Source organism: Sandaracinus amylolyticus (assembly GCF_021631985.1).
Taxonomy (GTDB): Bacteria; Myxococcota_A; Polyangia; order Polyangiales; family Sandaracinaceae; genus Sandaracinus; species Sandaracinus amylolyticus_A.
In genome coordinates this window covers 10,500,448-10,526,838 of the sequence record NZ_CP070225.1, presented here as the reverse complement: position 1 = coordinate 10,526,838, position 26,391 = coordinate 10,500,448, and the positions used below count along the sequence as shown (strand labels likewise).

23 protein-coding genes are annotated in these 26,391 nt (G+C 71.2%); 15 read left to right on the top strand and 8 right to left on the bottom strand.

Annotation, left to right across the window (positions count from 1 at the left end; translation table 11 throughout):
- Positions 1 to 57: 57 nt before the first annotated feature.
- Positions 58 to 1,623 (top strand): benzoate-CoA ligase family protein, encoded by a 1,566-nt coding sequence (locus I5071_RS44760; RefSeq protein ID WP_236519563.1) that lies wholly within the window; start codon positions 58 to 60, stop codon positions 1,621 to 1,623.
- A complete protein-coding gene (locus I5071_RS44755) occupies positions 1,616 to 2,377 on the top strand; it encodes a creatininase family protein (RefSeq protein ID WP_236519562.1) in 762 nt (253 codons plus the stop codon). The genes I5071_RS44760 and I5071_RS44755 overlap by 8 nt, the downstream gene beginning before the upstream one ends.
- A gap of 4 nt (positions 2,378 to 2,381) precedes the next feature.
- Here the strand turns inward: I5071_RS44755 and I5071_RS44750 are convergent, their stop codons facing one another.
- Positions 2,382 to 2,669, bottom strand: a complete 288-nt coding sequence (locus I5071_RS44750) for a hypothetical protein (protein WP_236519561.1) — start codon at positions 2,667 to 2,669, stop codon at positions 2,382 to 2,384.
- A gap of 219 nt (positions 2,670 to 2,888) precedes the next feature.
- On the opposite strand from I5071_RS44750, the gene I5071_RS44745 reads away from it, so the two are divergent.
- From I5071_RS44745 to I5071_RS44715, 7 genes are all read left to right on the top strand, one after another.
- Positions 2,889 to 3,242, top strand: coding sequence for a DUF4398 domain-containing protein (locus tag I5071_RS44745; RefSeq protein ID WP_236519560.1), 354 nt, complete (start codon positions 2,889 to 2,891; stop codon positions 3,240 to 3,242).
- Between the two features lie 14 nt (positions 3,243 to 3,256).
- The gene (locus I5071_RS44740; RefSeq protein WP_236519559.1) at positions 3,257 to 4,192 is read left to right on the top strand and encodes an OmpA family protein; all 936 of its coding nucleotides are present in this window, start codon (positions 3,257 to 3,259) and stop codon (positions 4,190 to 4,192) included.
- An 83-nt stretch (positions 4,193 to 4,275) separates the two neighbouring features.
- Positions 4,276 to 5,475, top strand: coding sequence for a glycine C-acetyltransferase (locus I5071_RS44735; RefSeq protein ID WP_236519558.1), 1,200 nt, complete (start codon positions 4,276 to 4,278; stop codon positions 5,473 to 5,475).
- 14 nt (positions 5,476 to 5,489) lie between these two features.
- The gene (locus I5071_RS44730) at positions 5,490 to 6,632 is read left to right on the top strand and encodes a sensor histidine kinase (protein WP_236519557.1); all 1,143 of its coding nucleotides are present in this window, start codon (positions 5,490 to 5,492) and stop codon (positions 6,630 to 6,632) included.
- Positions 6,629 to 7,270 carry a response regulator gene (locus I5071_RS44725; protein WP_236519556.1) on the top strand — a complete coding sequence of 214 codons (642 nt, stop codon included), beginning with the start codon at positions 6,629 to 6,631 and terminating at the stop codon, positions 7,268 to 7,270. Before I5071_RS44730 ends, I5071_RS44725 begins: the two co-directional genes overlap by 4 nt.
- A gap of 80 nt (positions 7,271 to 7,350) precedes the next feature.
- Positions 7,351 to 8,703 carry a hypothetical protein gene (locus tag I5071_RS44720; RefSeq protein ID WP_236519555.1) on the top strand — a complete coding sequence of 451 codons (1,353 nt, stop codon included), beginning with the start codon at positions 7,351 to 7,353 and terminating at the stop codon, positions 8,701 to 8,703.
- Positions 8,703 to 9,242: a hypothetical protein gene (locus I5071_RS44715; RefSeq protein ID WP_236519554.1), complete on the top strand. Its 540-nt coding sequence runs from the start codon at positions 8,703 to 8,705 to the stop codon at positions 9,240 to 9,242. Before I5071_RS44720 ends, I5071_RS44715 begins: the two co-directional genes overlap by 1 nt.
- Before the next feature lie 3 nt (positions 9,243 to 9,245).
- Here I5071_RS44715 and I5071_RS44710 read toward each other — a convergent pair whose 3' ends face one another.
- Positions 9,246 to 10,370, bottom strand: coding sequence for a hypothetical protein (locus I5071_RS44710; protein WP_236519552.1), 1,125 nt, complete (start codon positions 10,368 to 10,370; stop codon positions 9,246 to 9,248).
- Positions 10,371 to 10,448: 78 nt separating this feature from the next.
- Between I5071_RS44710 and tdh the strand changes: the two genes are divergently transcribed.
- From tdh to I5071_RS44685, 5 genes are all read left to right on the top strand, one after another.
- Entirely contained in the window at positions 10,449 to 11,477 is a 1,029-nt protein-coding gene (gene tdh / locus I5071_RS44705) for an L-threonine 3-dehydrogenase (protein ID WP_236607735.1), read from the top strand.
- Positions 11,478 to 11,587: 110 nt separating this feature from the next.
- Complete coding sequence (locus I5071_RS44700; RefSeq protein WP_236519551.1) at positions 11,588 to 12,325, top strand: TerC family protein; 738 nt, start codon at positions 11,588 to 11,590, stop codon at positions 12,323 to 12,325.
- 34 nt (positions 12,326 to 12,359) lie between these two features.
- On the top strand, positions 12,360 to 12,554 hold the full coding sequence (locus I5071_RS44695; protein ID WP_236519549.1) for a hypothetical protein: 195 nt from the start codon (positions 12,360 to 12,362) through the stop codon (positions 12,552 to 12,554).
- Positions 12,530 to 13,195, top strand: a complete 666-nt coding sequence (locus I5071_RS44690; RefSeq protein ID WP_236519547.1) for a hypothetical protein — start codon at positions 12,530 to 12,532, stop codon at positions 13,193 to 13,195. Before I5071_RS44695 ends, I5071_RS44690 begins: the two co-directional genes overlap by 25 nt.
- Positions 13,196 to 13,211: 16 nt before the next feature.
- Positions 13,212 to 14,177 (top strand): hypothetical protein, encoded by a 966-nt coding sequence (locus I5071_RS44685; RefSeq protein ID WP_236519546.1) that lies wholly within the window; start codon positions 13,212 to 13,214, stop codon positions 14,175 to 14,177.
- Here the strand turns inward: I5071_RS44685 and I5071_RS44680 are convergent, their stop codons facing one another.
- The 6 genes from I5071_RS44680 to I5071_RS44655 form a co-directional block, all read right to left on the bottom strand.
- Positions 14,178 to 14,891 (bottom strand): DUF998 domain-containing protein, encoded by a 714-nt coding sequence (locus I5071_RS44680; RefSeq protein WP_236519544.1) that lies wholly within the window; start codon positions 14,889 to 14,891, stop codon positions 14,178 to 14,180.
- A 354-nt stretch (positions 14,892 to 15,245) separates the two neighbouring features.
- Entirely contained in the window at positions 15,246 to 16,766 is a 1,521-nt protein-coding gene (locus tag I5071_RS44675; protein WP_236519543.1) for a trypsin-like peptidase domain-containing protein, read from the bottom strand.
- Between the two features lie 36 nt (positions 16,767 to 16,802).
- Positions 16,803 to 19,259, bottom strand: a complete 2,457-nt coding sequence (locus I5071_RS44670; protein ID WP_236519542.1) for an efflux RND transporter permease subunit — start codon at positions 19,257 to 19,259, stop codon at positions 16,803 to 16,805.
- Positions 19,256 to 20,236 (bottom strand): lysylphosphatidylglycerol synthase domain-containing protein, encoded by a 981-nt coding sequence (locus I5071_RS44665; RefSeq protein WP_236519541.1) that lies wholly within the window; start codon positions 20,234 to 20,236, stop codon positions 19,256 to 19,258. Before I5071_RS44665 ends, I5071_RS44670 begins: the two co-directional genes overlap by 4 nt.
- A 32-nt stretch (positions 20,237 to 20,268) precedes the next feature.
- Positions 20,269 to 21,324: a glycosyltransferase family 2 protein gene (locus I5071_RS44660; protein ID WP_236519540.1), complete on the bottom strand. Its 1,056-nt coding sequence runs from the start codon at positions 21,322 to 21,324 to the stop codon at positions 20,269 to 20,271.
- A 198-nt stretch (positions 21,325 to 21,522) separates the two neighbouring features.
- A complete protein-coding gene (locus I5071_RS44655; protein WP_236519539.1) occupies positions 21,523 to 23,238 on the bottom strand; it encodes an ArnT family glycosyltransferase in 1,716 nt (571 codons plus the stop codon).
- A gap of 142 nt (positions 23,239 to 23,380) precedes the next feature.
- Between I5071_RS44655 and I5071_RS44650 the strand changes: the two genes are divergently transcribed.
- Positions 23,381 to 26,383, top strand: coding sequence for a sulfatase-like hydrolase/transferase (locus I5071_RS44650; protein ID WP_236519538.1), 3,003 nt, complete (start codon positions 23,381 to 23,383; stop codon positions 26,381 to 26,383).
- Positions 26,384 to 26,391 lie beyond the last annotated feature (8 nt).

The following is a 26,391-nucleotide window of genomic DNA, read 5'->3' as shown; positions in this document are numbered from 1 at the left end:
GGGCGATCACGCGCACGCGAGCTGGACGTACGAGCGAATCGAGTAGGCTGGCGGCGCATGGACGCTCCGCACTTCCCCGAGCGCTTCAACCTCGCCGACTACTTCCTCGACGATCGCATCCGCGAGGGCCGCGGAGCGCGCACCGCGGTGAAGGTCGGCGATCGATCGTGGACCTACGCCGAGGTGCAGTCGCTCGCGAACCGCGCGTCGCACGCGCTGCGTGATCGCGGGATCGATCTCGAGGATCGCGTGCTGATCCTGCTCTTCGACGGGATCGAGTTCGCCGCGACGTGGTTCGGGATCCTCAAGGCAGGCGCGGTGTTCTGCATGGGGAACCCGCTCGCGACCGAGGCCGACCTCGACTACCTGCTCGGCTACACGCGCGCCCGCGCCGTGGTCGCGGACGCGAGCACGCTCGATCGCCTCGCCCCCGCGCTCGCGAAGCACCCGCGCTGCCGCGTGCGGCTCGTCACCGGAGAGGTGAGCGAAGAGATGCAGCGCGCCGGGTTCGAGCCCCTCGATCGCGCGATGGCGAGCGCGAGCGATCGCACCGAGAACGCCGACACCTCGCGCGACGACGTCGCGGGCTGGCTCTTCACCAGCGGCACCACCGGCAAGCCCAAGGGCGCGGTGCACTTCCACCACGACTTCGCGTTCAACACCGAGCTCTATCCGAAGCAGGTCCTGCAGCTGCGCGAGGACGACGTGTTCCTCAGCGTCTCGCGCCTCTTCTTCGGCTACGCGACGGGCACGAACCTGATGTTCCCGTTCCGCTTCGGCGGGACCGCGGTGTTCTTCCCCGACAAGCCGACGCCCGAGAAGCTCTTCGCGGAGATCGCGAAGCACCGCGTGACCGTGCTCTCGAACGTGCCCGCGATGATCCGCCAGATGGTCGATCACCCGGAGAACGAGAGCGCGGATCTCTCGTCACTGCGCATGTGTCTCTCGGCGGGCGAGGCGCTGCCGCCGCCGCTCTACGAGCGATGGCGCGGCCGCGGGTGGTGCGAGATCCTCGACGGCATCGGGAGCGCCGAGCTCTTCCACATCTACGTCTCGAACTACCCGGGCGACGTGAAGCTCGGCTCGCTCGGCAAGCTGGTGCCGGGCTACGAGGCTCGCATCGTCGGCGCCGACGGGCAGGACGTCGCGCCGGGTGAGATCGGGCGCCTCTGGGTTCGTGGGGACAGCGCGGCACTCTGCTACTGGGGCGACCAGGAGAAGAGCAAGAGCACGTTCGTCGGCGGCGACTGGGTGGTCAGCGCGGATCTCTTCACGCGCGACGCCGACGGGTATTTCTACTACTCGGGTCGCGGCGACGACATCCTCAAGGTGCGCGGCATGTTCGTCTCGCCCCTGGAGATCGAGGACTGCCTCGCGACGCATCCGAGCGTGAAGGAGTGCGCGGTGGTCGGCGCGCTCGACGAGGACGGCATGACGGTGCCCAAGGCGGTCGTCGCGCTGCGCGATGGTTGGTCAGCCAACCAAGAAACGATCGCCGCGCTGCAGGAGCACGCGAAGACGCACCTCGCGCGCTACAAGTTCCCGCGCATCGTGCGCTTCGTGGACGCGCTGCCGCGCAACGATCGCGGCAAGGTGCTGCGCCGGGAGCTGACGGATGCGTGAGACGCCGATCGAGCTCGCGGAGATGACCTTCGAGGAGGCGCGCGAGCGGATTGCGCAGGGCGCGATCGCGCTCCTGCCCACCGGCGCGACCGAGGCGCACGGGCCGCACCTGCCGCTCGCGACCGACGTCGTGATCTCGCGCGAGGCGGCGCGGCGTGCGCATCGCCTACTCGCGCGCGACGGCGTGCCCGCGATCGTGCTGCCGCCGCTCGCGTACGCGGTGACCGAGTACGCGAGCGAGTTCGAAGGGACGATCTCGCTGCCCTTCGAGACCGCGAAGATGCTCGCGCGCGACGTCATCCTCGGCGCGGTGCGCACCGGGCTGCGCGGGGTCGTGATCTGCAACGCGCACCTCGAGCCCGAGAACCTGCGCGCGCTGCGAGAGGCGTGCGACGAAGCGCGGGCGAAGGGCGCGCGTGTCGCGTTCCCCGACGTCACGCGAAAGCCCCACGCGCTGCGTCTCGGCGAGGAGTTCAAGAGCGGCGCGTGCCATGCGGGTAGCTACGAGACGAGCCTCGTGCTCGCCGCCGATCCGTTCCTGGTGCGCACCGATCGCGCCGAGGCGCTCGCGCCGAACCCGACGTCGCTGAGCCGCGCGATCCGCGACGGCAAGAAGACCTTCCTCGAGGCGGGCGGCCCGAGCGCGTACTTCGGCGATCCCGCCGCGGCGAGCGCGGCCGAGGGCGAGCAGCTCTACGGCGAGCTCGCCGACGTGTTCGCGAGCGCGGCGCGCGAGCTCCACGCGTCGACCTGATCACTCACTCGTCGACGTAGAGCTGCCCGATGCAGCTCTCGGGGACCTCCCCCTCGCCGCACGGCAGCGCCTCGATCGCGGGGATGCACTCTTCGTAGAGCTCCTCGCGATCGCGGATGCCGACCACGTCGCGGCACTGGTCCTCCGCGAATTCTTCGTCGAAGGGGGCGTCGCAACGTGCCGCGAGCGCCCTCTCGACGTCCATGCACGCCTCGCGCGCCTCGTCCTCGTCCGATCCACACGCGACGAGGACGAGCACCGCGAGGATCCCCAATGGAGCACGCGCGCTCATCGAGCCTCCTGCCATTCCATGCGCACCATGCCGCCAGCATGCACGCGCTCGCGGCGCGCGGCCTCCATCGCGCTTCCCGGGCGTCGCAGAGCGCGACGGCGATCGTGTGGCCGCGCGCCACTCACGATCGCGCTCCCGGCGGTTCCGGCGAGTTGGCGCCGACGTTGCTCGATGGACCGGCGGAAATCGCAGGAGGCGAGCATGCAGACGAGACGAGCCATGGCCGTGCCCGTGCTGGGCACGATCCTCATCACGGCAGCGGCGGGCTGCGGAGGCGCTCCCCCGCCGACGCGCGCACAGGCGGAGGCGATCGCCGCGGTGCGATCGGCGGAAGCGATCGGCGCGCAGGAGCAGCCGCAGGCGGCCTATCACCTCGAGCTGGCGCGCGAGCAGGTGCGCAGCGCGGAGCGGCTGATCCAGGACGGGCGCATGCAGGAGGCGGGCGGCGCGCTGATGCGCGCGAAGGCCGACGCGGACCTCGCGAGCGCGCTCACGAACGAAGCGGACACGCGCAATCAGGCGGCCGAGGTGCGCGAGCAGGTCGAGACGCTCGAGCAAGAGCATCGCCGCTGAGCAGAGAGGACGCCATGGACCAGATCAACCTGAAGACGATGACGGGCGCGGTGCTCGGTGGCGCGTTGCTCACGGGCGCGGCGATCGCGGGATGCGGTGCCGCGGCGCCGACGCCGCAGCTGCGTGACGCGCGCGCGACGATGATCGAGGCGCGCGAGAGCGCTGCGGCGCGGCTCAAGCCCGATGGCCTATTGGTCGCGCAGCGCACGCTCGACGTCGCCGAGGCTTCGGAGCGCGGCTCGCGGGCCGAGGCGCACTACGCGTACATCGCGGAGCGCCAGACCCGCATCGCGATGGCGGAGGCGCGGCAGATCGAGCTCGAGCAGCAGATGACGGCGGACCGTGCGCGCTACGGCACCGAGCTCGAGCAGATCGCGCGCAGCCGCGGCGCGACGCTCCAGGAGCGCGAGCGCGCGCTCGCCGAGCAGCAGAGCATCGTCGCGCAGCAGGAGGCGACGCTCGCGGAGCAGCAGCAGGCGCTCGAGCGCAGCGAACAGGCGCGCATGGAGGCGGAGCAGCGCGCGCAGGACTCGATGCAGCGGCTGCGCGAGCTCGCGGCGGTCCGCCAGGAGCGCGAGGAGACGATCATCACGCTGAGCGGCGAGGTGATCTTCGAGACCGACAGCGCGAACCTGCGGAGCACCGCGCGGGAGCGCCTGCTCGCGGTGGCCGATGCGTTGCGCGCCGCGCCGGATCGCCTCGCGGTCATCGAAGGCCACACCGACTCGCGCGGCTCGGACTCCTACAACATGCAGCTCTCGCAGCGACGTGCCGACGCCGTGCGCGAATACCTGATCGGCGAGGGCGTCCCCGCGGCGCGCCTGCAGGCGGTGGGGCGCGGCGAGTCGGAGCCCGTCGACAGCAACGACAGCGCGGAGGGACGCGCGAACAACCGCCGCGTCGAGATCCATCTGCAGACGCTCCCGGGCGGCGCGCAGCAGCAGCGCTGACGCGGCGCGGCGCGAGACGACGCACGCGGCGTGGGCCTCGATCCGGGGTCCGCGCCGCGCCTGCGTGCTAGCGTGCCCGCCGCATGGCGGACCAGGATTTCCTCGTACATCTGCAGCGCGAGCTGGGCTCGCTGAAGGACCAGGGGCTCTACAAGGCCGAGCGCGTGATCACGTCCCCGCAGGACGCGATCATCCGCGTGAAGGACGGCACCGAGGTCCTCAACTTCTGCGCGAACAACTACCTCGGTCTCGCGAACCACCCGACGCTCGTGCACGCCGCGGTCGAGGCGCTCCCGAAGCTCGGGTTCGGCATGGCGAGCGTGCGCTTCATCTGCGGCACCCAGGACGTGCACAAGGAGCTCGAGTGGCGCCTGTCGCGCTTCCTCGGGACCGAGGACACGATCCTCTATTCGTCGTGCTTCGACGCGAACGGCGGCCTCTTCGAGGCGCTGCTGGGCGAAGAGGACGCGATCGTCTCGGACGCGCTCAACCACGCGTCGATCATCGACGGCATCCGCCTCTGCAAGGCCAAGCGCTACCGCTATGCGAACAACGACATGGCGGACCTCGAGCGCAACCTGAAGCAGGCGCGCGCGGACGGCGCGAAGCGGATCCTGATCGCGACCGACGGCGTGTTCTCGATGGACGGCATCCTCGCCGACCTGAAGACGATCTGCGATCTCGCGGACCAGTACGGCGCGATGACGATGGTCGACGACTCGCACGCGGTGGGCTTCGTCGGTCCGAGCGGTCGCGGCACCCACGAGCACTGCGGGGTGCTCGGCCGCGTCGACATCCTCACCGGCACGCTGGGCAAGGCGCTCGGCGGCGCGTCGGGCGGATACACCTCGGCTCGCAAGGAGATCGTCGAGTGGCTGCGCCAGCGCTCGCGGCCGTATCTCTTCTCCAACACGCTCGCGCCGGTGATCGCGAAGACGTCGATCGCGTGCCTCGATCTGCTGGAGTCGAGCGACGATCTGCGCACCCGCCTGCGCGCGAACAGCGCGCGCTTCCGCGAAGGCATGGAGGCCGCGGGCTTCACGCTCGCGGGCGCGGGCCATCCGATCATCCCGGTGATGCTCGGCGACGCGAAGGTCGCGTCGGAGATGGCCGACCGCATGATGCGCGAGCACATCTACGTGATCGGCTTCTCGTTCCCGGTGGTGCCGCGCGGCGCGGCGCGCATCCGCACCCAGATGAGCGCGGCGCACTCGCCCGAGCACGTCGATCGCGCGATCGCGGCGTTCACGAAGATCGGCCGCGAGATGGGTCTCGTCAGCTGACGCATCCGTCGTTCGTGCGGGACGACGTGGCACCGGCGGCGCGCGCCCGCTTCGTGGGCGCGGGCACGATCATCGCGACCATCGTGGTGGTCGTGCTCGCGGGCGTGTCGGGCGCGCTCGCGTCGAGCACGACGTGGCTCCCGCTGCTGGTCGCGGTGAGCGCGGCCTACCTCGCGATCGCGACCGCCGGCATGGCGTGGGCGGAGCGCAACGAGCCGCAGCGCCCCGCACAGATGCTCGCGCTGCAGGTCCCGCTGGTCGTCGCGACGATCGCGCTGAGCGAGGGACGCGCGTACCTCGTCGCGATGCCGCTCGTGAGCATGGCCGTGCTCTTCCTGCGGCTGCGCCACGCGATCGCGCTGGTCGTCGCGCTCGTCGCGGTGTTCGCGGTGATCATCACGCGATCGCTCTCGCTCTCCGGCGCGGCGCAGGCGACGGTCGGGTTCGCATCGGCGTCCGCTTTCGTCGTCGTGTTCTCGCAGCTCATGCGGCGCGAGCGCGAGGCGCGCGCGGAGGTCGAGCGCCTCCACGATCGGCTCGCCGACTACGTGACGCAGGTCGAGGAGCTCGCGACGACGAAGGAGCGCAACCGCATCGCGCGCGAGGTGCACGACGGGCTCGGCCACACGCTCACCGTCGCGAGCGTGCAGCTCCAGGCGGCGCGTACGCGCATCGAGGATCGCGAGGTCGACGAGCGGCTCGAGCGCGTGCAGCACATCCTGCGCGACGGGCTCGGCGAGCTGCGGCGATCGGTGTCGATGCTGCGGGTGTCCCCCTCGAGCCCGCAGGCGTTCGCGCGGGCGATCGCCGAGCTCGTCGAGGGCTCGCGCGCGCCCGATCTCGCGGTGGAGCTCGTGACCGAGGGCGCACCGCGCACGCTGCCGGGCGCGATCGGGTTCACGCTCTATCGCGCGGCGCAGGAGGCGCTCACGAACGTGCGTCGTCACGCGCGCGCGCGGCGCGCGACGGTGCGCCTCGTGTACGAGCCCGAGCGAGTGGTGCTGAGCATCGCGGACGACGGCGTGGGCACCGACGCGCTCGCGCTCGGACATGGCCTCACCGGGCTGCGCGAGCGCGTGGCGCTCGGCGGAGGGACCGTCGAATTCGAGACCGCCGCGGGCGAGGGGCTCACCGTGCGCGTGGAGGTGCCGGCGTGACGCGCATCCGAGTGCTCGTGGTCGACGATCAGTCGCTCTTCCGCGAGGGGCTGCGCGCGGTGCTCTCGGTCGATCCCGAGCTCGAGGTCGTGGGCGAGGCGTCGAACGGCGAGGAGGCGTTGCGCGCGTGCGAGCGGCTGCGCCCCGACGTCGTGCTGATGGACATGAAGATGCCGGTCCTCGACGGAGTCGCGGCCACGCGTCGCCTCCAGGTGCAGCAGCCGCGCTGCAAGGTCGTCGTGCTCACGACCTTCGACGACGACGAGGTGATCTTCGAGGGCCTGCGCGCGGGCGCGGTCGGCTACCTGCTGAAGGACGCATCGACTGCCCAGCTCGGCGAGGCGATCCGCGCGGCCGCGCGCGGCGAGTCGTTCCTCGAGCCCTCGGTGGCCTCGAAGGTGATCGCCGAGCTCTCGCGCCTGCGCGCGCGCCCGGCCGCCGCGAGCACGCTCGTCACCGCGCGCGAGCTCGACGTGCTGCGCTATCTCGGGCGCGGCGCGTCGAACAAGGAGATCGCGGCAGCGCTCTTCGTCACCGAGGGCACCGTGAAGAACCACGTCACGAGCATCTTCGAGAAGCTCGGCGTGACGAGCCGCACCGAGGCCGCGATCCGCGCCAAGGAGCTCGGTCTGATCTGAGAGGTCATGGGTCACCCATGACCTTCGTTCGTGACCTTCGATGCATGGAGGCGATCCCCGCGGATCACTAGCTTCCGTGGATGAGATTCGCTGCTCCTTGGCCCGCGCTGATGATCGCGCTCGCGGGCTGTGTGTCGTCGACCCAGGTCGCACCTCCTCCCAGCTGGATCGAGCCCGAGACGCCACCGGCGCGGCCCGTCGATCCGGCCGACCCGATGACCGCGGTCATGTGGACGATGGGCTACGACCTCCGCGCGTTCGACGACGTGTGGCAATGGCTGCACGACGACGTGCCCCCGGGGCCCGAGCGCGCGCGCGCGATCGGCGCCGCGGCGATGCTCGGCTTGTCCGAGCTGGATCGCACCGAGCTCGCCGACGAGGGCCTCGCCGCGTTCGAAGAAGCGATCGTCGCGTTCCCCGACGACGACCGACTTCCGATGTGGCACGCGTTCATCCGCTTCGCGGTCGCACGCAACGCGCAGGACGAGGTGGGCATCGAGAGCGCGCTCGACGCGCTGCGCGTCAGCGCCGAGCGCTACCCCGAGTTCAACCTCTTCGGCTTCACGCTCTCGGTCGGCAGCTACGAAGGCGCGTCGCCCGAGCTCGTCGACGAAGCGCGCCGCGCGTTCGACGAGGTGAACGTCGCGACGATGGCGCTCCAGCACGGCACCGATCGTCGCTCGATCGCGCGCTCGCGCCGCATCTTCGACTCGCCGATCGCGCCCTTCGGCATCCCCGCGATGATGGCGATGATCGGCGACATGGCGGTCCGCGCCGGTGACCTCGACGACGCGCGCCGCGCCTACTTCACCGCGCTGCGCGCGAACTCCGCGCATCGCTGGCCGTGGCGCGACGAGGTCGATCGCCGCATGCGCGAGATCGAGGAGGTCGAGGCCGGGTTCGCGGCACGCCCCGCGACCGAGCACTCGCTCGGCTCGCACGGGCTCGGCGCGATGGGCGTGCGCAGCGCGACGATCGATCCGCGCTTCGGCGGCCGCGTCGGCAACGGCTCGTGCACGGTCTGCCACACGCACGTCTCGTCGCTCGACGAGCCGGGCGCCGAGCCCGCGGAGATCGGCTGGATCCGCGGGCGCTTCGCCGCGCTCCCCGGCGTGCCCAACCCACTCCCGATGGGCTTCGCGCTCACCAGCGATCCCGCGGCGCCGCCCGGTGGCTTCGCGATCGGCCCGCCGATCGAGGTCGACGCGGGGCGCGACTTCGACGCGCGCGACGAGCTCTTCGATCGCTCGTTCGTGGTCGCAGTGCCGCCCGGCGAGTACTTCGTCGCGCTGCAGGTCGACGTCGACGGCACGCTCTACCAGGGCTACTCGGCGCGCGAGCTCGGCATGCAGTGGTTCGTGCGCGTCGAGCCCGGGCTCGTCACCGACATGAGCGCGTATCCGATCGTGCTGACCGAGCAGGAGGCCCCGTGATGCGTGCGCTCGCGTTCGTCGCGTGTCTGCTCGTCGCGTCCACGGTGCACGCGCAGGAGCGGCCCGGTCGCGCGGCGCTCGAGATCGGCTTCGATCATGGCGTCGCGCAGCTGCGCGAGCCCGGTGAGCAGATCGAGTGGACCGGCGCGACCGCCTCGCTCGACGTGCGGCTGCACGCGCCCTCGGGCTTCGGCGGGATGCTCCGCGCCGGCACCACGCTCGGCAAGATCCTCACGCTCGAGATCGACGCCGGCGCGACCTATCGCGCGTGGATCCACCATCGCGGCCCACGCGGCCTCCAGCTCGGTGGAGGGCTCGGTGCGTCGATGCTCTGGAACGACCTCGCGCCGATGATCGGCATCGACACGTCACTCGCGGCGGGAGGGTTCCTCACCGTGCAGCTCGACTACCGCGAGCACGGCTTCTTCGTCGGCATCGGCTACCAAGCGCGCTGGCTGCCCCTGCGCGAGCACGGCGAGGGCCTCGACACGTTCTCGTTCTCCGCGACCGCGCGCGTCGGCGGCGAGATCACGCTCTGACGATCACGCGTCGGGATCACACGACCACCCGACCCACACCAGCGCGCGCAGCGACTCGACGAGCACGAACGCGCCGCGATGGCGGCGCGACGCGTGCGCCATCACCGCGCGGATCTCGAGCCCCTCGACCGAGCGCGACGCGAGCGGGCCCTCGCCGTCGAGGAATTCGACCGTGCCCATCTGCGTCCCGGTCGCGTGCCAGATCGCATCGCCCCGCACCGCGCCCGACGGATCGATCGAGACCTCGGGGCCGCCCGAGAGCCCGCGTGCGATGCGCTCGACCGCGCGCCCGGGTCGACGCACGAGCAGCGATCGCTCGTCGAGCGCGAACGCCGTCGACTCGTCCCACGTCACGCCGATCATGCGCGCGCCGATCGCGCCCGCGTCGATCACACCCGCGTCGTCGAGGCCCCACAGACGGCTCTCACCGGCGGAGGGCGTCGCGACGATCGCGAACGACGATCGACCGAATCCGATGCCTGCGTGCTCGAATCCTTCGAGCTCCACGCGCACGAGGTCGAGCGCGCTGCTCGCGTCGAGCACCCACGCGGTCGCGCTCGTGTCGGGCTCGCGCTCGAGCACCATGCCGATGCGGCGCTCGCGCAACGCCATCGTGACGCGCGCGCCGAGCGGCTCGCGCAGCCCGCGCGCGAGCGGCTCGCCCTCGACATCGAGCACGTGGATCTGCAGGTCGGTGCGATCCGCGAGCGCGAGCGCGACGTACCCGTCGTCGCGCGCGCCCGCGATCGGCCGAAGCAGCTCACCGTCGACCTCGATCACGCGCTCGAGCACCGGCGCGCCGCGCTCGCCGTCGACGAGCTGCAGCACCTCGGTCCCGTGGCTCGGCGCGTGCGCTGCGACCCAGGTCGTGTCGCCGAATCGGATGCGCGTCGCCCCGCGCGTGTACTCGCCCGGATAGACGGCGTACGTCTCCGACCACTCGCGCGGCGGCCGATCACAGCTCACCGCGAGCGTCGCATCACGCGCTGCGTCACGCGACGCGTCGAGCGTGATTGGTGCGTCGCTCACGCTTCCGTCACGCGTGCTCGCGACGTCGTGCGACAAGTAGCAACCCGCGCACACGATCGACGCGGCGCATCCGACGAGCGCGACGGTGATCGCTCTCACGCGCAGCAGCGTAGTCATGCGCTCACGCGCGTTGCCACTCTTCGGAGGCACCTCATAGACTGCGCGACCCCTATGAAGATGAAAGCGTTGATCAAGGCCCGTCGTGAGCCCGGCATCTGGATGGGCGAGGCCGAGATCCCCGAGGTCGGCCCCAACGACGTGAAGATCCAGATCACCAAGACGGCGATCTGCGGGACCGACATCCACATCTACAACTGGGACGAGTGGGCCCAGAAGACGATCCCGGTCCCGATGCACGTGGGCCACGAGTACGTCGGCAAGATCGTCGAGCTCGGCTCGCACGTGCGCGGCTTCGAGGTCGGTGATCGCGTCAGCGGCGAAGGCCACATCACGTGCGGCTACTGCCGCAACTGCCGCGCGGGCAAGCGTCACCTCTGCCGCAACACCGTCGGCGTCGGCGTGAACCGCGCGGGCGCGTTCGCCGAGTACCTCGTCATCCCCGCGGTCAACGCGTTCAAGCTCCCCGACGACGTGGGCGACGACGTCGCGGCGTTCCTCGATCCGCTCGGCAACGCGGCGCACACCGCGCTCTCGTTCGACCTCGTCGGCGAGGACGTGCTCATCACCGGCGCGGGCCCGATCGGCTGCATGGCGGTCGCGATCGCGAAGCACGTCGGCGCGCGCCACGTCGTCATCAGCGACGTGAACGAGTACCGCCTCGACCTCGCGCGCAAGATGGGCGCGACGCGCGCGGTCGACGTGCGCAAGGAGAAGCTCGTCGACGTGATGCGCGACCTGCGCATGACCGAGGGCTTCGACGTCGGCCTCGAGATGAGCGGCAACGGCCAGGCCTTCCGCGACATGCTCACGGTGATGAACCACGGTGGTCGCGTGGCGATCCTCGGCATCCCGCCGGGCGACACGTCGATCGACTGGAACCAGGTCATCTTCAAGGGCCTCGTGATGAAGGGCATCTACGGCCGCGAGATGTTCGAGACCTGGTACAAGATGATCGCGATGCTCCAGAGCGGGCTCGACGTCACGCCGGTGCTCACGCACCGCTATCGCGTCGACGAGTACCAGGAAGCGTTCGAGGTCATGCGCTCCGGTCGCTCGGGCAAGATCGTGCTCGACTGGGTAGCCTGAGCTCGCTCCGCACCGATGCACGAAGAGGGCGGCGCCCGCGCGGGCGACCGCCCTTTTCGCTTGGGAGATCGCTGGGCAGAACCGCGATTGGGTCCTAGACATCGGCCCGGATGGATTTCAGCGGCATCGACACGCCCGACACCTGGATCGCGCTGCTCTCCCTCGCGGCGATGGAGATCGTCCTCGGGATCGACAACATCGTGTTCATCACGATCCTGACCGGTCGGCTCCCACCGGAGCAGCGCGCGCGCACCGCGCGCATCGGCATCTTCCTCGCGCTCTTCCTGCGCATCGCGCTGCTCTTCACGATCACCTGGATCATGTCGCTCACGAACGTGCTCGGTCACGTGCTCGGCGTGGCGATCACGGGCAAGAGCCTGATCCTGATCTCCGGCGGTCTCTTCCTCGTCGCGAAGGCCGTCACCGAGCTCCACAAGAAGATCGACGGCCACGACGAGACGCCGGTCGGCACCAGCGGTCGGGCGACGCGCGCCGCGAGCGTGGTCATCCTGCAGATCCTCGCGCTCGATCTCGTGTTCTCGCTCGACTCGGTCATCACCGCGGTCGGCATGGTCGAGCCCGACGAGATCTGGGTGATGGTGGTCGCGGTGATCTCCGCGGTGATCGTGATGCTCGTCGGCGCCCAGCCGATCGGCGCGTTCGTGTCGCGGCACCCGACGATCAAGGTGCTCGCGCTCTCGTTCCTCATCCTGATCGGCGTGATGCTGATCGCCGAGGGCTTCGGCCAGCACATCCCGAAGGGCTACATCTACTTCTCGATCGCGTTCGCGCTCGCCGTCGAGCTCGTCAACATGCGGGTGCGCAAGGCGCAGCCCGCGGGCGAGTAGCGCGAGGACGGCGCGCGAGTACCATCCGCGCGCCGTGCGCCCTGCCCTCGCCGCTCTCCTCTCGCTCGTCGCGCTCACGACCGCGTGCGCGCACAACCACGCACGCAACCAGTGCCTCGCGCACTGCGAGCGCGTGAACCACGCGTGCGTGATCGACGCGACGACGTCGGCGGCGCTCGGGCAGTGCAGTCAGGAGGCCTCGTGGTGCGTCCAGTCCTGTCCGCGTTGATCGCGTTGCTCGCTCTCTCCGCGTGCGTGCGCCGCTTCGAGGAGCCGCGCCTCGACGAGCCCCACGCGATCGTGAAGGTGCGCGTCGTCCACCACGACAGCCCGGGCCCGCAGCTCTCCGAAGACGTGCGGTGGAACGAGTACGCGGTGGCCGTGCCCGAGCCGATGAGCGGGCAGCCGCGCGAGTCGCTGCGCGCGATCCGCGTGCGCCCCGAGCTCGCGCAGTGGGCGTTCGCGACGACCTACTTCCACACGGTCACGCGCATGGAGATGCGCACCGAGTACCGCACCGAGCAGTACGCGTGCGGCACCGAGACCACGGGCTTCGGCGCCACCTCGTCGACGCGCACCCGCTACTGCACGCGGCAGGTGCCCGAGCAGCGCTGGGTGCAGGTCACGGATCGCATCGTCGACGGCGCGTGCCGCGCCGGCGTCGCGCACCGACCGATCGCGGGCGCGATGTACGTCGTGCAGTACGACTACTTCGGCGGCGATCGCTGCACCGTGCAGTGCCTTCGCCAGCTCGGCGCGACCGACGGCAGCTTCCGCTTCGTGCCCTGCGGCGCGGGCGAGCCGCCGCCCGACGCGATGGTCGCGGGCGCGGGCGGCGCGCTGCCGCCGGTGCCGCCGGCATATCGCTGAGGATCGCGATCGGCGCATGATGAAGAGCGACATGGGGGCCGCGCTCGTTCGGGTCGTTCTTCCACTCTCCCTCGCGCTCGTGCTCGGCGCGTGCGATCCCGGCGTCACGCTGGGCCGCGTCTGCACGCGCACCAGCGAGTGCCCGGCGCCGCTCGTGTGCGCGGAGTCGCGCTGCCGCGAGGAGTGCGGCGATCATCGCGACTGCCCGCTCATGGCGCGCTGCGTGCGCGGCAACGACGGCCTCGGCGCGTGCACGCTCGCCGACGATCGATGCGACGCGACGTCGTGCGGCGGCGACCTCGTGTGCGTCGACGGCGCGTGCCTCGATCCCTGCCTCGACGGGAGCTGCCCCGCGGGCGGCGTCTGCGACGAGGGCGTGTGCACGCGCCCCGACGACGTGACGCCGCACGACGCGGGGACGACGCCCGACGCGGGAGCGCCCGCATGGATCCCGCGCCGCGCTTGCACGTCGCGCGACGACTGCGACGAGGGCGAGCTCTGCTCGCGCATCGGCGCGAGCGCCGACGCGTGCCGCGTCCCCTGCACCGAGGCCGGCGGCACCTGCGAGCCCTCGGGCACGACGCCCTCGTCGTGCGTGCGCGTGCGCCACCCCGACGTGATGGACGGCTACGGCTGCACCATCGCGTGCGATCCCCGCACCAACGAGGGCTGTCTGCCCGGCGACGCGTGCGATCTCGTGAGCGTGCCCGACTCGTTCAGCGTGCCGATCCTCGCGCTCGAGTGCCGGCCGCTCGCGGGCGCGCGCGGGCACGGCGAGTCGTGCGCAGGCCCGGAGCCCCTCGTGTGCGCGGCCGGCACGACCTGCACTGCGTCGACCGACGGAGCGACGTGGACCTGCATCCAGCTGTGCGCGCTCGACGGCAGCGGCGCCGCGTGCCCGAGCGGCACTGCCTGCCACAGCGATCCCGAGCGCATCGTGCGCTTCGGCTCGACCGTGATCGGCCGCTGTCTGCCCGAGTGATCACGCAGCGAGCGCGCGCACCGCGATCGACGGCGCCGACGCGCGCACCAGCGTCTCGTTCACCAGCGCGAACCACACGAGCGCAGGCGCGACGACCGCCTTCTGCGTGAGCCCCACCCAGATCGGCGCCTCGGGGAGCGCCACCCGCAGGTACACCTCCGCCGCGATCAGCAGCACGAGCGCGATCGCGCCGCACACACGCCCGGCCTGCACCGCGGGCGCCCACGCGATCGCGCGCGAGCGACGCAGCTCCCACCACGTCAGCCCGATCAGCGCGAAGAGCACGTTCGGCAGCACGTCGTGCGCGCGGCCGACCCAGGTGCACGGCTCGATGCGCGAGGGATCACCGCAGGTGCTGGCGTTGATCGCGCCGCGGAAGTCTCGGAGGTCGGTCGGCAGGAGCGCGAGCAGCACGAACACGATCGCGACGCCCGCGACCCATCGCGCCTCTCGCACGCGCTCGCTGCGATGCATCCCGAGCGCGCTGAGCGCCGAGGCGAGCCCGAGCACGACGAACACGCTCGTCATCGCCGGGCCGAGGTCGGTGCGCGCGAGCTCGCTCAGGAAGTTGAGCCGGCCGTCGTACGCGAGCGTCGCGCCCGTCGAGCCGATGAGCGTCGCATCCGCGAGGTGCAGCGCGACGACGGTGACGAAGGAAGCGACGATCAGCGCCTGGCTGCTGCGCGCGAGCGTCGGGACCGAGAGTGTGCTCATGCCGCGCCGCCCAGCAGACGTCGTGCCTCGCGCGAGCCGCGGAATCCGCGGCATCTTCGCGTCTCGACCCAGCACACGACGTACACGGGATGTACGCCGACGTACATCCCGTGTACTCGATGAGCGTCGAAGCATCCTACCGTCCCCGACCTTCGGGACGAGCACTCCGGCAAGGGCTCACATCGGCTCGCCCGCCGGTCCCTACCGTTCCGCGCGCTTCGCGCGCTCCCGTCCGGGACCTGCGGGACGAGCACTCCGGCAAGGGCTCACATCGGCTCGCCCGCCGGTCCCTACCGTCCGCGCGCTTCGCGCGCTCCCGTCCGGGACCTGCGGGACGAGCACTCCCGCAAGGGCTCAGCGCGCCATCTGGATCGGGTTCACGTCGATCACGAGCGCGTCGGTCGGACGGATCGTGAGCGTGAGCGTCGCAGGTCGATATCCGGTGCTCATGCCGGCGCCGGGATACGACCCACGCGGCACCCCGCGCAGCTCGTAGAACCCGTTGGCATCGGTGCGCGCGCTCGCGACGAGCCGCGACTGGAACTGCGCGTCGGTGAGCCGCCCCGCGAGGAAGAGCGCGACGTGCTGCTGCAGATCCACGCCGGGCTGCCCGATCAGCACCATGCCCTGCACCGGCATCCCGGTGCGCGCGTCGACCATCCGCCCTCGCACCATCACCGAGCCCGGCGGGATCACCTGCTGCTGCGGCGCGCCGTACGGCTGCGGACCGGTGCGCGGCTGCAGCACGCCCGAGTACGGCTGCGGACCACCGTAGGGCTGCGCGCCCGCATACGGCTGCGCGACCGGACGCTCGAGGCGCACGCGGAGCTGCACCGTCGATCCGTCGTCGGCGCGCGGCACCAGCACCGCGAAGAGCGAGCCCGGCGGATCGCTCGGCAGCACCGCCATCGCGCCCTCGGCCTCGCGCAGCGGGCGGCCGTTCGGCGCGATCAGCCCGATCGGGAAGCGCGGCGCGACGGTGATCTGGAGCGGGCGATCGGGCGGCAGCGTGTAGTAGTGGACCTCGGGCGCGTCGAGCGCGGCGCCGTCGCCCACGCTCTCGTCGGCGTGCTCGGTGCCCGCGGTGAGCGCGAGCAGGCCACCGACGCGCACGTCGTCGATCGGTCCGCGCGCGAGCGCTTCGCGCCACTCGCTCGGCACGCGCTCCACCGGGCGCGCGACCTCGATCGGCTCGAGCGTGTCGCTGCCGCTCACGACCGCGGTGGGCACCGCGACGATGCGGCCTCCGCGATCGACGAGCATCCCGCCCGAGTTGCCCGGATTGAACTCCGCGTCGCTGCGGATCCACGCGACCTCGCCGCGCGTGTTCATCTGGAACCCGGTGATGTGACCGCCGGTGACGTTGATGGTGCGGACGCCGAGCGGGAAGCCGAAGCACCAGACGCTCGCGCCCGGACGCAGCTCGGCGGTCGCCGCCATCTCCATCGCGGGGAACGTGGTGCCCTCGGGGACCGGCGAGCCATCGGCCTGCGCGACGATGCGGACCAGCGCGAGGTCCATCCGCACGTCGGCCCGCACGATGCGCCCGATCCAGCGGGTGCGCGCGGTGTCGCGATCGGAATTGACCGTCGCGATCTGCACGTGCTGTCCGTCGCCGAGGAACTGTCCGGGCGAGCCCCCGCTGCCGTGTCGCACGAACCCGACGACGTGGAAGTTCGTGAGCACGTACCCGCGCGGATCGATGATCGTCCCCGAGCCGGTCGACGATCCGCCCGGGACGTCGACCTGGATGCGCACCGCGGCGCGCACCGCGCGCTCGGTCACTTCATCGGAGAGATCCTGCGCGCGCGCTGGGCTCGCGGAGACCAGCAGGAGGGCGAGGAGCGCGAGAACGGCGATCGGGGCCCGTCGCATGCTTCGCGACTAGACTGGCTTGCCCCTGCCCCCGATTCAACCGCGCTTCGTCTTCGCGGACCACGCGTCGATCGTCGCGAGCACCATCGGGAACCACACCGTCGTCGACAGGTAGGTCGAGGTGACTCCGATGATCGCGAGGTACGCGACCGAGCGCAGCCCGGCGTGGTGCGTCAGCACGAGCGCCGCGAAGCCGAGCAGGTTCGTCGCCGACGCGAGCAGGTTCGCCATCGTGGTGTGGCGCAGGACGATCGGGATCGAGCCCGGCCCGCCCTCGCGCCACCGGTGGTAGACGTGGATCGCGTTGTCGAGCGAGATGCTCACGCACACCGGGAGGATCGCGGCGTTCATGAAGTTGAGCTGCACGCCCGCGAGCCAGAGCCCCACCGCCATCGCGACGACGCCGAGCAGCACCGAGCTCAGCACCGCGGCGGCCGCGAACGGGCGGCGGAAGTCGAGGAGCAGCACCACGAACACTGCGAGCACGGTGCCGATCACCAGGAAGCGTCCGTCGTGCGCGATGCGCTCGAAGATCTCGCCGGCGATCCAGTTCTCGCTGAGCATCGGCGCGTCGACGCCCGCGCCCACGAAGGCCGCCGCGATCTCGCGCGCCTGCGCGGCCCACGCGACGAGGACGCCGGTGTCGGCGTCGTCGGTCTCCGCGGCGCGCACGTGCACGATCGATCCGCGCCCGTCCGACGTCAGGAGATGACCGACCACCGAGTACGGCATCTCGTCGAGCGAGAACGGTCGCGCGCTCTCCACCAGCGCGAGGCCTTCTTCGAGCCGCGCGCGGCCCGCGTCGTCGAGCATCGCGGGGCGGATGCGCCGCAGCTGCGCGCCGAGATCCTGTGCGAGCGCGGCGCGTCGCGCCTGCGCCTCGGGCGACGGGAACACGTCCGCGAGCGTCGCGACCTCGACCACGTCGAAGGGCTCTCCGCGCGCGGTGCGCGCCTCGCGCACCGAGTCGATCACCTCTTCGACGCGCGGAAGATCCGCGTCGTCGGGCACCCACAGCACGGCCGCGTTGAAGCGTCCCGAGAGCTGGTGCCGCAGGTACTCGCCGAAGCGCGTCGCGTCGCTGTCGCCCGCGAGCAGGCGCCAGTTGCCGTCGAAGCGCACGTCGCCGCGCGCGATCAACGTCGCGCCCGCGATCGCGGCGATCGGGATCGCGATCACGACGATCCATCGCAGCGCGGCGGGCACGCGGAGCGGCGGCTTCGCGTCGTCGGGCGCGGCGCGCATCTTCATCGGCGCGACGCGCTCGCCGATCACGAGCAGCGCGGGCATGCCGAGCAACGTCGCGACGAGCGTGAGCAGCAGACCGACCGACGCGATCAGACCGAACTCGCTGAACCCGCGGAACTGCGCGGCCGCGATCACCGCGAACACGCCCGCGTTCGTCATCGAGCCCGAGAGCAGCGCGCGCCCGGTCGTCGACACCAGCTTCTCGATCGCGCGATCGAGCGGGAGCCCTTCTTCGCGCAGCTCGCGATAACGATGCAGCAGGTGGATGCCGTACTCGATGCCGAGGCCCGAGAGGATCGAGAACAGGAACCCGCTGATGATGTTGAGGTGCCCGACCGCGAGCCGTGCGAACGCGAACGTCCACAAGAGCCCGGTGAAGAGCGGCACCGCGAGCAGGATGATCGCGCGCGGCGCGCGCAGCGCCGCGACGATCAGCAGGATCACTCCGAGGAACCCGACCGCGCCCGCGATCTGCAGATCGGACACGAGCGCGCGCTCGTCCTCGACGCGGCTCGGGATGCCGCCCGCGTAGCGCACCTCGAGATCGCGCGGGAAGCGCTCGCCGTCGCGCAGTCGATCCGCGACCGCGCGCACGCGCGCCCACGCCTGACGTCCGAACTCGAGATCGCCGGTGTTGCCCGAGAAGAAGGCCCACACCGCGAGATACCGACCGTCGCGGGTCTCGACCCACTCGCGACGACCGAGGCGCTCCTCGCCGCGATCGACCTCCGCGAGCAGCTCGCTCGTGCCCTCGTCGTCTTCCTCTTCGTCGTCGAGCCCGAGGTCGAACCCCGAGCGGCGCATCGTCTCGCGATCGATCGCTTCTTCGGCGCGCGCGATCAGATCCTCGAGCTCGCGCTCCGGCACGAAGAGCAGCTGCCGCTGGCGGAACCACTCGGTGTCGACGTGACCGCCGATGCCCTGGATGCCCTGGTCGCGCTGGAGCTCCGCGATCATCGCGCGACCGAAGCGCTCGGCGAGCTCGCGATCCTCGGTCGAGATCGCGATCACGACGTCGCTCGCGCCGCGCGCGTGGTGCAGCACCTGGTCGAGCTGTCGCACCGGCAGCTCGTCGTCGGGCAGCAGATCGAGGAACGACGCGCTCACCGCGAGGCGCATCGAGAGCCACCCCGCCGGGATCAGCGAGAGCAGCAGCACGATCACCACCGCGCTCGCGTGCCGGCTCACGAAGCGACCGAGCGCACCCAGCGCGCGCTCGAGCCGCGGCTCCTTCTCCTCGCTCACGAGGGCGCGCTCACCACCGCGGCGTCGCGACGCCACATCGCGAGCGCGAGCATGCCCGAGCCTGCGATCACGAACTGCGCGACGCGCGCGAGCAGCGCGATCGAGATCGCGCGCGCAGGGTCGTGGGCGAGCCCGACCGCGTCCGCGAAGATCCGATACGCACCCTCGAGGATGCCGATCTGGTTGGGCACGAAGTCACCGAAGCCCGCGCCCACGAGGTGCACGCCGAGCGCGACGAGCGTCCCACCGAGCGTCACGCTCGCGCCGATCGCGGCGAGCAGCGACGCGTACATCCCGATCTGCACGATGCGCGCGGCGCAGCACCACGCGGTCGCGACGATCAGATCACGACGCGGCGCGACCACCGCGTCGTCGAGCTCCGCGCCCATCTTCGCGAGGCGCGGGAAGCGCGTGCCGAGCCACGTGCCCACCCGTGATCGCCGCACGATCAAGAGCGTGAACGCGCCCGCGATGCCGGTGCCGATCCCGTTCAGCGCGAGCAGCCACGCGAGCGCGTGATCGACGCCGACGGTGCTCGACACCGCGATCCAGCACGGCACCGAGATCACGAGGTTCGCGATCAGCACCCCACCCTGCACGTTCGCCGCGGCCGCCGCGGCGCGACCACCGCCGACCCACGGCGCGAACGACGCAGCGCGCGCGACCTCCGCGCCCGCACGACCGAGCGGCGCGATCGCGAGCACGCAGTAGTAGAGGAACGAGCTGCGCACGAAGCGCGACCACGGGATCTCGGTGCGACGCGGGCCCAGCACCGCGCGGTGCGCCATCGCCTCGCACGCGAAGAACCCGAGGTCGAACGCGATCACCAGCGGCATCCACGCCGCCGCGCCGATCACGGTCTCGAGCACGCGCTCGGGGCCCGCGCCTCGGATGAGGATCGCGAGCATCGCGATGCCTGCGATCAACAAGAGCGCGCGCAGCGCGCGCTTCCACGTCGCGGGCGCCTCCGGAGCCACTGCTGCTGCCTCCGAAGGCACCGGCGATCCGATCAGCCTGCGGCGCCTGCGACCTTCGGCAGGCGGCGCGACGCGATGCGCAGGCGCTCCGCCGCGAGGCGGACGACACTCGCGCCGTTCTCCACCGGCGCCTCGCTCGCGCTCTCGGACATCGCGTGCGTGCTCGTCGTCTCCTGGACGACCGCAGCGGGACGCTCGCGCATCACGCCCTGCCACATCGGCCGCGCAGGACGATCACCGCGCCCCGAGAGCTCGAACGGGCTCTCGAGGTACGCCTCGCGCGACGTCAGCGACTCGAGCTTCGCCCACATCGCGCGGTGCCGCGCGCGCGGGTCGGTGCGCTTGTAGCAGAAGCCCTGGAACTGCATCGCGCGACGCAGCATCTCGGTGGCGAGCGGCGAGCCGTGCTTCTGCGTGAAGTAGAGGAAGCCGCGCTGCGCCTCGAGCCAGAGATCGGGCGAGGGCGCGGTGCTGCCACCGCCCACGTGCACGACCGGCTCGGGCACCAGCTCGAGGTGGTATCCCGCGCGCTGCGCGCGGACGCACCAGTCGTACTCCTCGTTGTAGAGGAAGAAGTTCTCGTCGAACGCGCCGATCTCGCGCAGCACGTCGCGCCTCGTCATGAAGCACGCGCCGTTGAGCAGCGGGACGCGCGAGACGTTGCGGACGCGGAGCCAGTTCGGCCAGTAGAACGCGCCGAAGGGCCAGCCGAAGAGGTGCTGACGCGTGCCGTCCTCGTTGTGCAGGATCGGCGCGACGGCGGCGACCGAACGATCCGCCGCGAGCCGGCCGATCATCGCGTCGAGCGCGGCCTTGCTCACGAAGAGATCGGAGTTGAGCAGGAGGATGTACTCGCCGCTCGCCTGCTCGAGCCCGCGGTTCACCGCGTGCGCGAAGCCGTGGTTCTCGTAGCGGTGGAGCGCGACGTCGGGGAACTCGTCGCGGACCATCTCTGGAGATCCGTCGCGCGACCGGCCGTCGACGACGATGATCTCCGCCTCTGGAGCCGCCACCTGCAACGTGCGGAGGGTGCGTCGAAGAAGCGCCCGCGCGTTGTACGAAGGAATGACGATGCTCAGGTGCCGCATCTCGCTCATACGGTGGGAGCGCTCCGTCGCTCGGAGAGTTGCGTTAAGCGACTCGGTTGGGCCGAGGGTTAGCACGGTGGAAGTCCTGCGCCGCCATTTCTTGCCGGGCGGCCGACCGCGACGTGGAATCACGCCGCGTGCCAGTCGAGAAGTCTTTGTTTCGAGTGGGGACGGGACGCGCGTACAGTGTCCGGGGATTCACAGGCGTGGTGCGCGTTGCCCAGATGACCGCGTCCTGCTGTCCGACGCCTGTGGGGCGTCGTGTGGCTCACGTTGTAGAGAAATCGCGCGGTCCACGATCCAAGTCTCGAACCGCTCCACCGGCGCGCCGCTGATCGTGTAGGGCAATCCGTGCCACACCGAGTAGTAGCCGAGGCGATCGGTGGTGGTGCGGAGCCAGTCGAGCGGCGTCGGGGCGATCTCGTCGACGTGATCGAGCTCGAGACGCGGTGCGTCGCGCTCGTCCCACGCCGGCTGGTCCACGAGCCAGGGCCGGATGATCCGGTCGCCGCTGCGCAGCTCGGTGCGACCGGGCGCGTAGGGCTCGAGCCCGGCGTTCGCGGCGTACCACTGCCAGCCCCAGTGCCCGACGAAGAAGGTGCGTAATCCGCTCGCCACCGCCGCGTCGCCTTCGCGCGCCGCCACCTCGCGGTAGCGCTCGGCCCAACGTCGATCGGAGATCCCGAGCAGCATGCCGAGCGCGACCGTGAGTCCGATGGCCGCGTTCAGGAAGGGGCGTGTCGCGATCGAGGCGAGCGCGGGCAGGTGCGCGCGCGCGATCACCGTCATCGCGATCGGCATCACGAGCAGCACGTGTCGCATCGCGACGAAGGGCGAGAGCACGATCACGAAGAGCGCGGTCACGGCGAGCCACGCGACGAGCACGGTGGTGACGCGCGTCCGGTCGTCGATGATCCGCGCCGATCGCACCACGAGCGCGAGCACCGCGATCCCGGCGACGAAGAAGATCGCGCGGGCCGCCGAGTGGGCGATCGTCTCGCCGCGCATGGGCGGCACATGGGCCGCGATCAGCTGGGTCGCGACGGTGAGGATCACGATCGCGATCGCGGAGATCAGCGCCGCGCGGCGCCATCGAGGCTCGCGGTGCAGCACCGGGATCATCGCGATCACGAAGGGCGAGGCCGCGCCGAGCGTCAGGATCCACAGCGCGCCGCGGCCGAACGTGATCCCGAGCGCCTCGAGCGCGCTGAAGCGCGCGCTCTCGATGGGGCGCCCCACGAGGTGCACGCCGCCGTAGTCGTAGAGGTTGAAGAGCGACCACGCCGCGAGCGTGCCGATCGGGATCAGCAGCACGAGCAGCAGGCGTCGCGCATCGCGCCCGCGCAGGAGCACGTCGAGCGCGAGGATCGGCAGGAGCACGAGGCTCGTGTACTTCACGAGGCAAGCGGCCGCGCACGCGATCGCGGCGAGCACGAGGCCGCGCGTGCTGCGCGCGACGAGCCCCGCGCCGAACGCGCACCACAGCGCGAGCAGCGGCGCGTCGGTCATCACGTTCTGCCCGGGCACGTACGCGGGGCCGAGGAAGAGCAGCGCCGGGCCCAGCACCTCGCCCCGCGGGCCGACGTAGCGCCTCCACCACGCGTGGAAGCTCGCGATGCCGAGCGCGCCGAACGCCGCGACCACGAGCTGCGCGCCGATCAAGGAAGGACCGGCGAGCGCGAGCAGATAGAAGAAGAGGTGCGGCTGGTTGAGGTGGTGGATCGGCGCGGGGCCGTCGCTCCAGTCGACCAGACCGCTCATCGGATGGAGCGGATGCGCCGCGATCCATCGCGCGATCTCGAGGTGCGCGGCGTCGTCGACGTGCGCGGCCTTGCCGAGGTTGACCAGCGTGAACGCGAGCCAGACCAGCGCGAGGGGGAGGACGATCGCGCGCTTGGAGTCGACGGCCGTCACGCGCGGCGGCGTATAGCAGTTTCCTTGCGCTCTGGTGCGAGTCCAGGTAACGCACCCGGCTACCGCATTCCCGTTCAGCGGCTCGCGCGTTCCTCGATGAACGCTTGTTCAGCCGCATCACCCGGGCGCGACGAGCCGACGCATGACCGAGCAGACGACTCCGACGACGACTTCGACCCCGACCTCGCCGCCGAAGAATGGAGGCGTCCGCAAGTGGATCGTGATGGGCGTGAAGCTCGCCCTCGCGATCGCGATGCTCGCGTACATCGTGCGCACCGTGGGCGCGCAGCGTGGCGCCGAGGGCATCGGCGACGTGATGGCGCGCCTGCGCTGGGAGTGGATCGCGGTCGCGCTCGGAGTGCACGTCGTGGGCGTGTCCTGCAACGTGGTGCGCTGGCGTGCGCTGCTGAAGGGACAGGGCATCCGTCCGACTCTGTCGTTCCTCGTCGGGTCGCTGCTGATCGCGCGCTTCTTCGGCGCGGTCACGCCAGGTGGGTTCACCGGGTTCGGCGGCTGGCGCATCTACGACGTCGCGAAGCACACCGGGAAGGTCGCGCGCGCGACCGCGACCATCGCGGTCGAGACGATGGTCGGGTGGCTCGCGTTCGGCAGCGTCGTGATGCTCGGCTCGATCTTCGGCGCGCGCTTCCTCGGCTCGAGCGGCGTGCTCCTGGTGAACGGCGCGTTCGCGTCGCTCATCGCGGTGGGCGTGCTCTTCCTCGCGAAGCCCGCGCTCTTCGCGACGGTCGCGAACGTGCTGCCCGCGAAGGTGCGGGTGCGCGTGCAGACGCTCGTCGACTCGCTGCAGGCCTATCGCGGCAAGAGCTCGCTGCTCGTGACCGCGGTGCTCTGCGCGGTGGGCGTGCACACGACGCACTTCCTCATCTACGTGTGCACCGCGCAGGCGGTCGGCGCGACGCAGGTCGGCGTGGGCGAGGTCTTCTTCGGCTCGGCGCTGCAGATCCTCGCGACGATGGTGCCGATCACGCCGAACGGCATCGGCATCCGCGAGCTCACCGCGCTCGCGCTCTACGAGTCGCTCGGCGTGTCGACGGCGGTCGCGGTGCTCATCCCGGTGCTCGGCTTCGCGGTCGAGATGAGCGTGAGCATGACCGGCGCGTTCTTCTTCCTCGCGCGCCGCAGCGGCTACGCGCCGAAGATCGAGGTCGACGATCCCGATCGCGAGAAGGTCGCAGCGGCGGCGATCCCCGAGGTGCCCGAGCGCGCGTGGCCGCAGATCGGTCGCGGCGTGACGATCGGCATGGGCGCGGGGCTTCTCGCGGGTCTGATCGTGGGCATCGGCGAGGGCGTCGTGGTGGTCGCGTCGGGTCGCACCGGGTGGTGGGTGATCGCGTACGGCGCGATCGCGTACTCGATGTTCTGCGCGCTCGGCGGCGCGGTGATGGGCGGCTTCCTCGCGTGGACCGGGCGCCTCATCAAGCGCGAAGCGGTCGCGGAGCCCGCGGCGTACGCGCGCTCGGCGGCGATGATGGTCGCGGTGATCGCGCTCGGGCTCGGCGCGTTCCGCATCCGTCGCGACGTGTTCGAGGAGCAGCTGCGCTGGGTGAGCGCGCAGGGTCTCGCGGTGCTCCTCGGGTGCGTGGTCGCGGCGGCGGTGCTCTATCTCGCGCTCGCGGCGACGATCCGCTTCGTGGTCGCGCGCAAGCCGGGCGCGGTGATGCTGCGCGCGTGGGGCTCGCCGGTCGTGGTGAGCGCGAGCGTGATCGTGCTGGGCATCACGACGGTGCTCGTGGGTGGACAGCCCGCCGAGGCCGCGAACGGTCGCACCCGCCCGCCGGCCCCCGAGGGCGCGGGCAACGTGCTGGTCGTCGTCGTCGACACGCTGCGCGCCGATCACCTGCCGAGCTACGGCTACGAGAGCGGTCGCACGCCGAACCTCGATGCGTTCGCGCAGGACGCGATCCGCTTCGATCAGGCGTTCGCGAACGCGAGCTGGACGCGCCCGAGCTTCGCCTCGATCATGACCGGTCGATATCCGTCGTCGCACGGCGTGATGGCGAAGAGCGACGCGCTGCCCGAGGACCTGACGACGATGGCCGAGGCCTACGCGTCGAGCGGCTGGCAGACCACGGGCTTCGTCACGAACTACAACGTCGGGCCCTACTTCCACTTCGATCAGGGCTTCGACGAGTACCACTACCTCGAGCCCGAGTTCGTGCTCTGGGCCGACGACTCGGCGGCGAAGCTGCTGCTCGTGCAGTTCCTGCGGCAGCGCATCGAGGGCGTGCGCGACGCGTTCTTCGGCGTGCAGCCGGGCACCGCGTACCGCGACGCGGAGACGGTGAACTCGCACCTCTTCCGCTGGCTCGATCGTGCGCCGCGCGAGCCGTGGATGATGTTCGTCGGGTACATGGATCCGCACGATCCGTACTTCGAGCACCCGTACACGGGCTCGGGCTACGCGCGCGCGGCGCACCAGGCTCCGTCGCTCGAGGAGGCGGATCACCTTCGTCATCTCTACGACGGAGAGATCACGTACTGGGACGAGCACTTCGGGCGGCTCGTCGAGGACCTGCGCCGTCGCGGTCTCTACGACGACATGACGATCGTCATCACCGCGGATCACGGCGAGGAGTTCGGCGAGCACGGCGGCTTCTGGCACGGCACGACGCTCTACGACGAGCAGATCCGCGTGCCGCTCTTCGTGAAGCTGCCGCGTGGTCGTCGCGCGGGCACGGTGGTGCGCCACTGGGTGCAGAGCGTCGACATCATGCCGACGCTGCTCGCCGAGGCGGGCATCGAGCGCCCCGAGGGCGTGCAGGGCGGCAGCCTCTTCGAGGGCACGTCGCGCGTGTACGCGGAGGAGAGCCACGAGGGCAACGTGCTCGAGTCGGTGCGCGAGCTGCGCGGGACCGACGAGCTCAAGCTGATCACGGCGAACGCGGGCAATCCGCGCGGTCTGCCGGCGCGCGAGCTGTTCCGCACCGATCTCGATCCGCGCGAGACGCGCGACGTGAGCGCGGAGGACGCGAGCGGGCTCGAGCACACCGAGCGCGCGCTGCAGGCGGCGCGCGTGCAGGCGGCGCAGGGCGCGGTGCAGGGCGAAGAGGTCGAGCTCGATCCGGACTCGCGGCGTCAGCTGTGCGAGCTCGGGTACCTGACCGGCGAAGCCTGCGAGGAGTGATCGCGGAG

Coding starts and splice junctions, on each gene's coding strand:
- I5071_RS44760 (WP_236519563.1), top strand. CDS start 58: ATGGACGCTCCGCACTTCCCCGAGCGCTTCAACCTCGCCGACTACTTC.
- I5071_RS44755 (WP_236519562.1), top strand. CDS start 1,616: ATGCGTGAGACGCCGATCGAGCTCGCGGAGATGACCTTCGAGGAGGCG.
- I5071_RS44750 (WP_236519561.1), bottom strand. CDS start 2,669: ATGAGCGCGCGTGCTCCATTGGGGATCCTCGCGGTGCTCGTCCTCGTC.
- I5071_RS44745 (WP_236519560.1), top strand. CDS start 2,889: ATGGCCGTGCCCGTGCTGGGCACGATCCTCATCACGGCAGCGGCGGGC.
- I5071_RS44740 (WP_236519559.1), top strand. CDS start 3,257: ATGGACCAGATCAACCTGAAGACGATGACGGGCGCGGTGCTCGGTGGC.
- I5071_RS44735 (WP_236519558.1), top strand. CDS start 4,276: ATGGCGGACCAGGATTTCCTCGTACATCTGCAGCGCGAGCTGGGCTCG.
- I5071_RS44720 (WP_236519555.1), top strand. CDS start 7,351: ATGAGATTCGCTGCTCCTTGGCCCGCGCTGATGATCGCGCTCGCGGGC.
- I5071_RS44715 (WP_236519554.1), top strand. CDS start 8,703: ATGCGTGCGCTCGCGTTCGTCGCGTGTCTGCTCGTCGCGTCCACGGTG.
- tdh (WP_236607735.1), top strand. CDS start 10,449: ATGAAAGCGTTGATCAAGGCCCGTCGTGAGCCCGGCATCTGGATGGGC.
- I5071_RS44700 (WP_236519551.1), top strand. CDS start 11,588: ATGGATTTCAGCGGCATCGACACGCCCGACACCTGGATCGCGCTGCTC.
- I5071_RS44685 (WP_236519546.1), top strand. CDS start 13,212: ATGATGAAGAGCGACATGGGGGCCGCGCTCGTTCGGGTCGTTCTTCCA.
- I5071_RS44680 (WP_236519544.1), bottom strand. CDS start 14,891: ATGAGCACACTCTCGGTCCCGACGCTCGCGCGCAGCAGCCAGGCGCTG.
- I5071_RS44675 (WP_236519543.1), bottom strand. CDS start 16,766: ATGCGACGGGCCCCGATCGCCGTTCTCGCGCTCCTCGCCCTCCTGCTG.
- I5071_RS44660 (WP_236519540.1), bottom strand. CDS start 21,324: ATGCGGCACCTGAGCATCGTCATTCCTTCGTACAACGCGCGGGCGCTT.
- I5071_RS44650 (WP_236519538.1), top strand. CDS start 23,381: ATGACCGAGCAGACGACTCCGACGACGACTTCGACCCCGACCTCGCCG.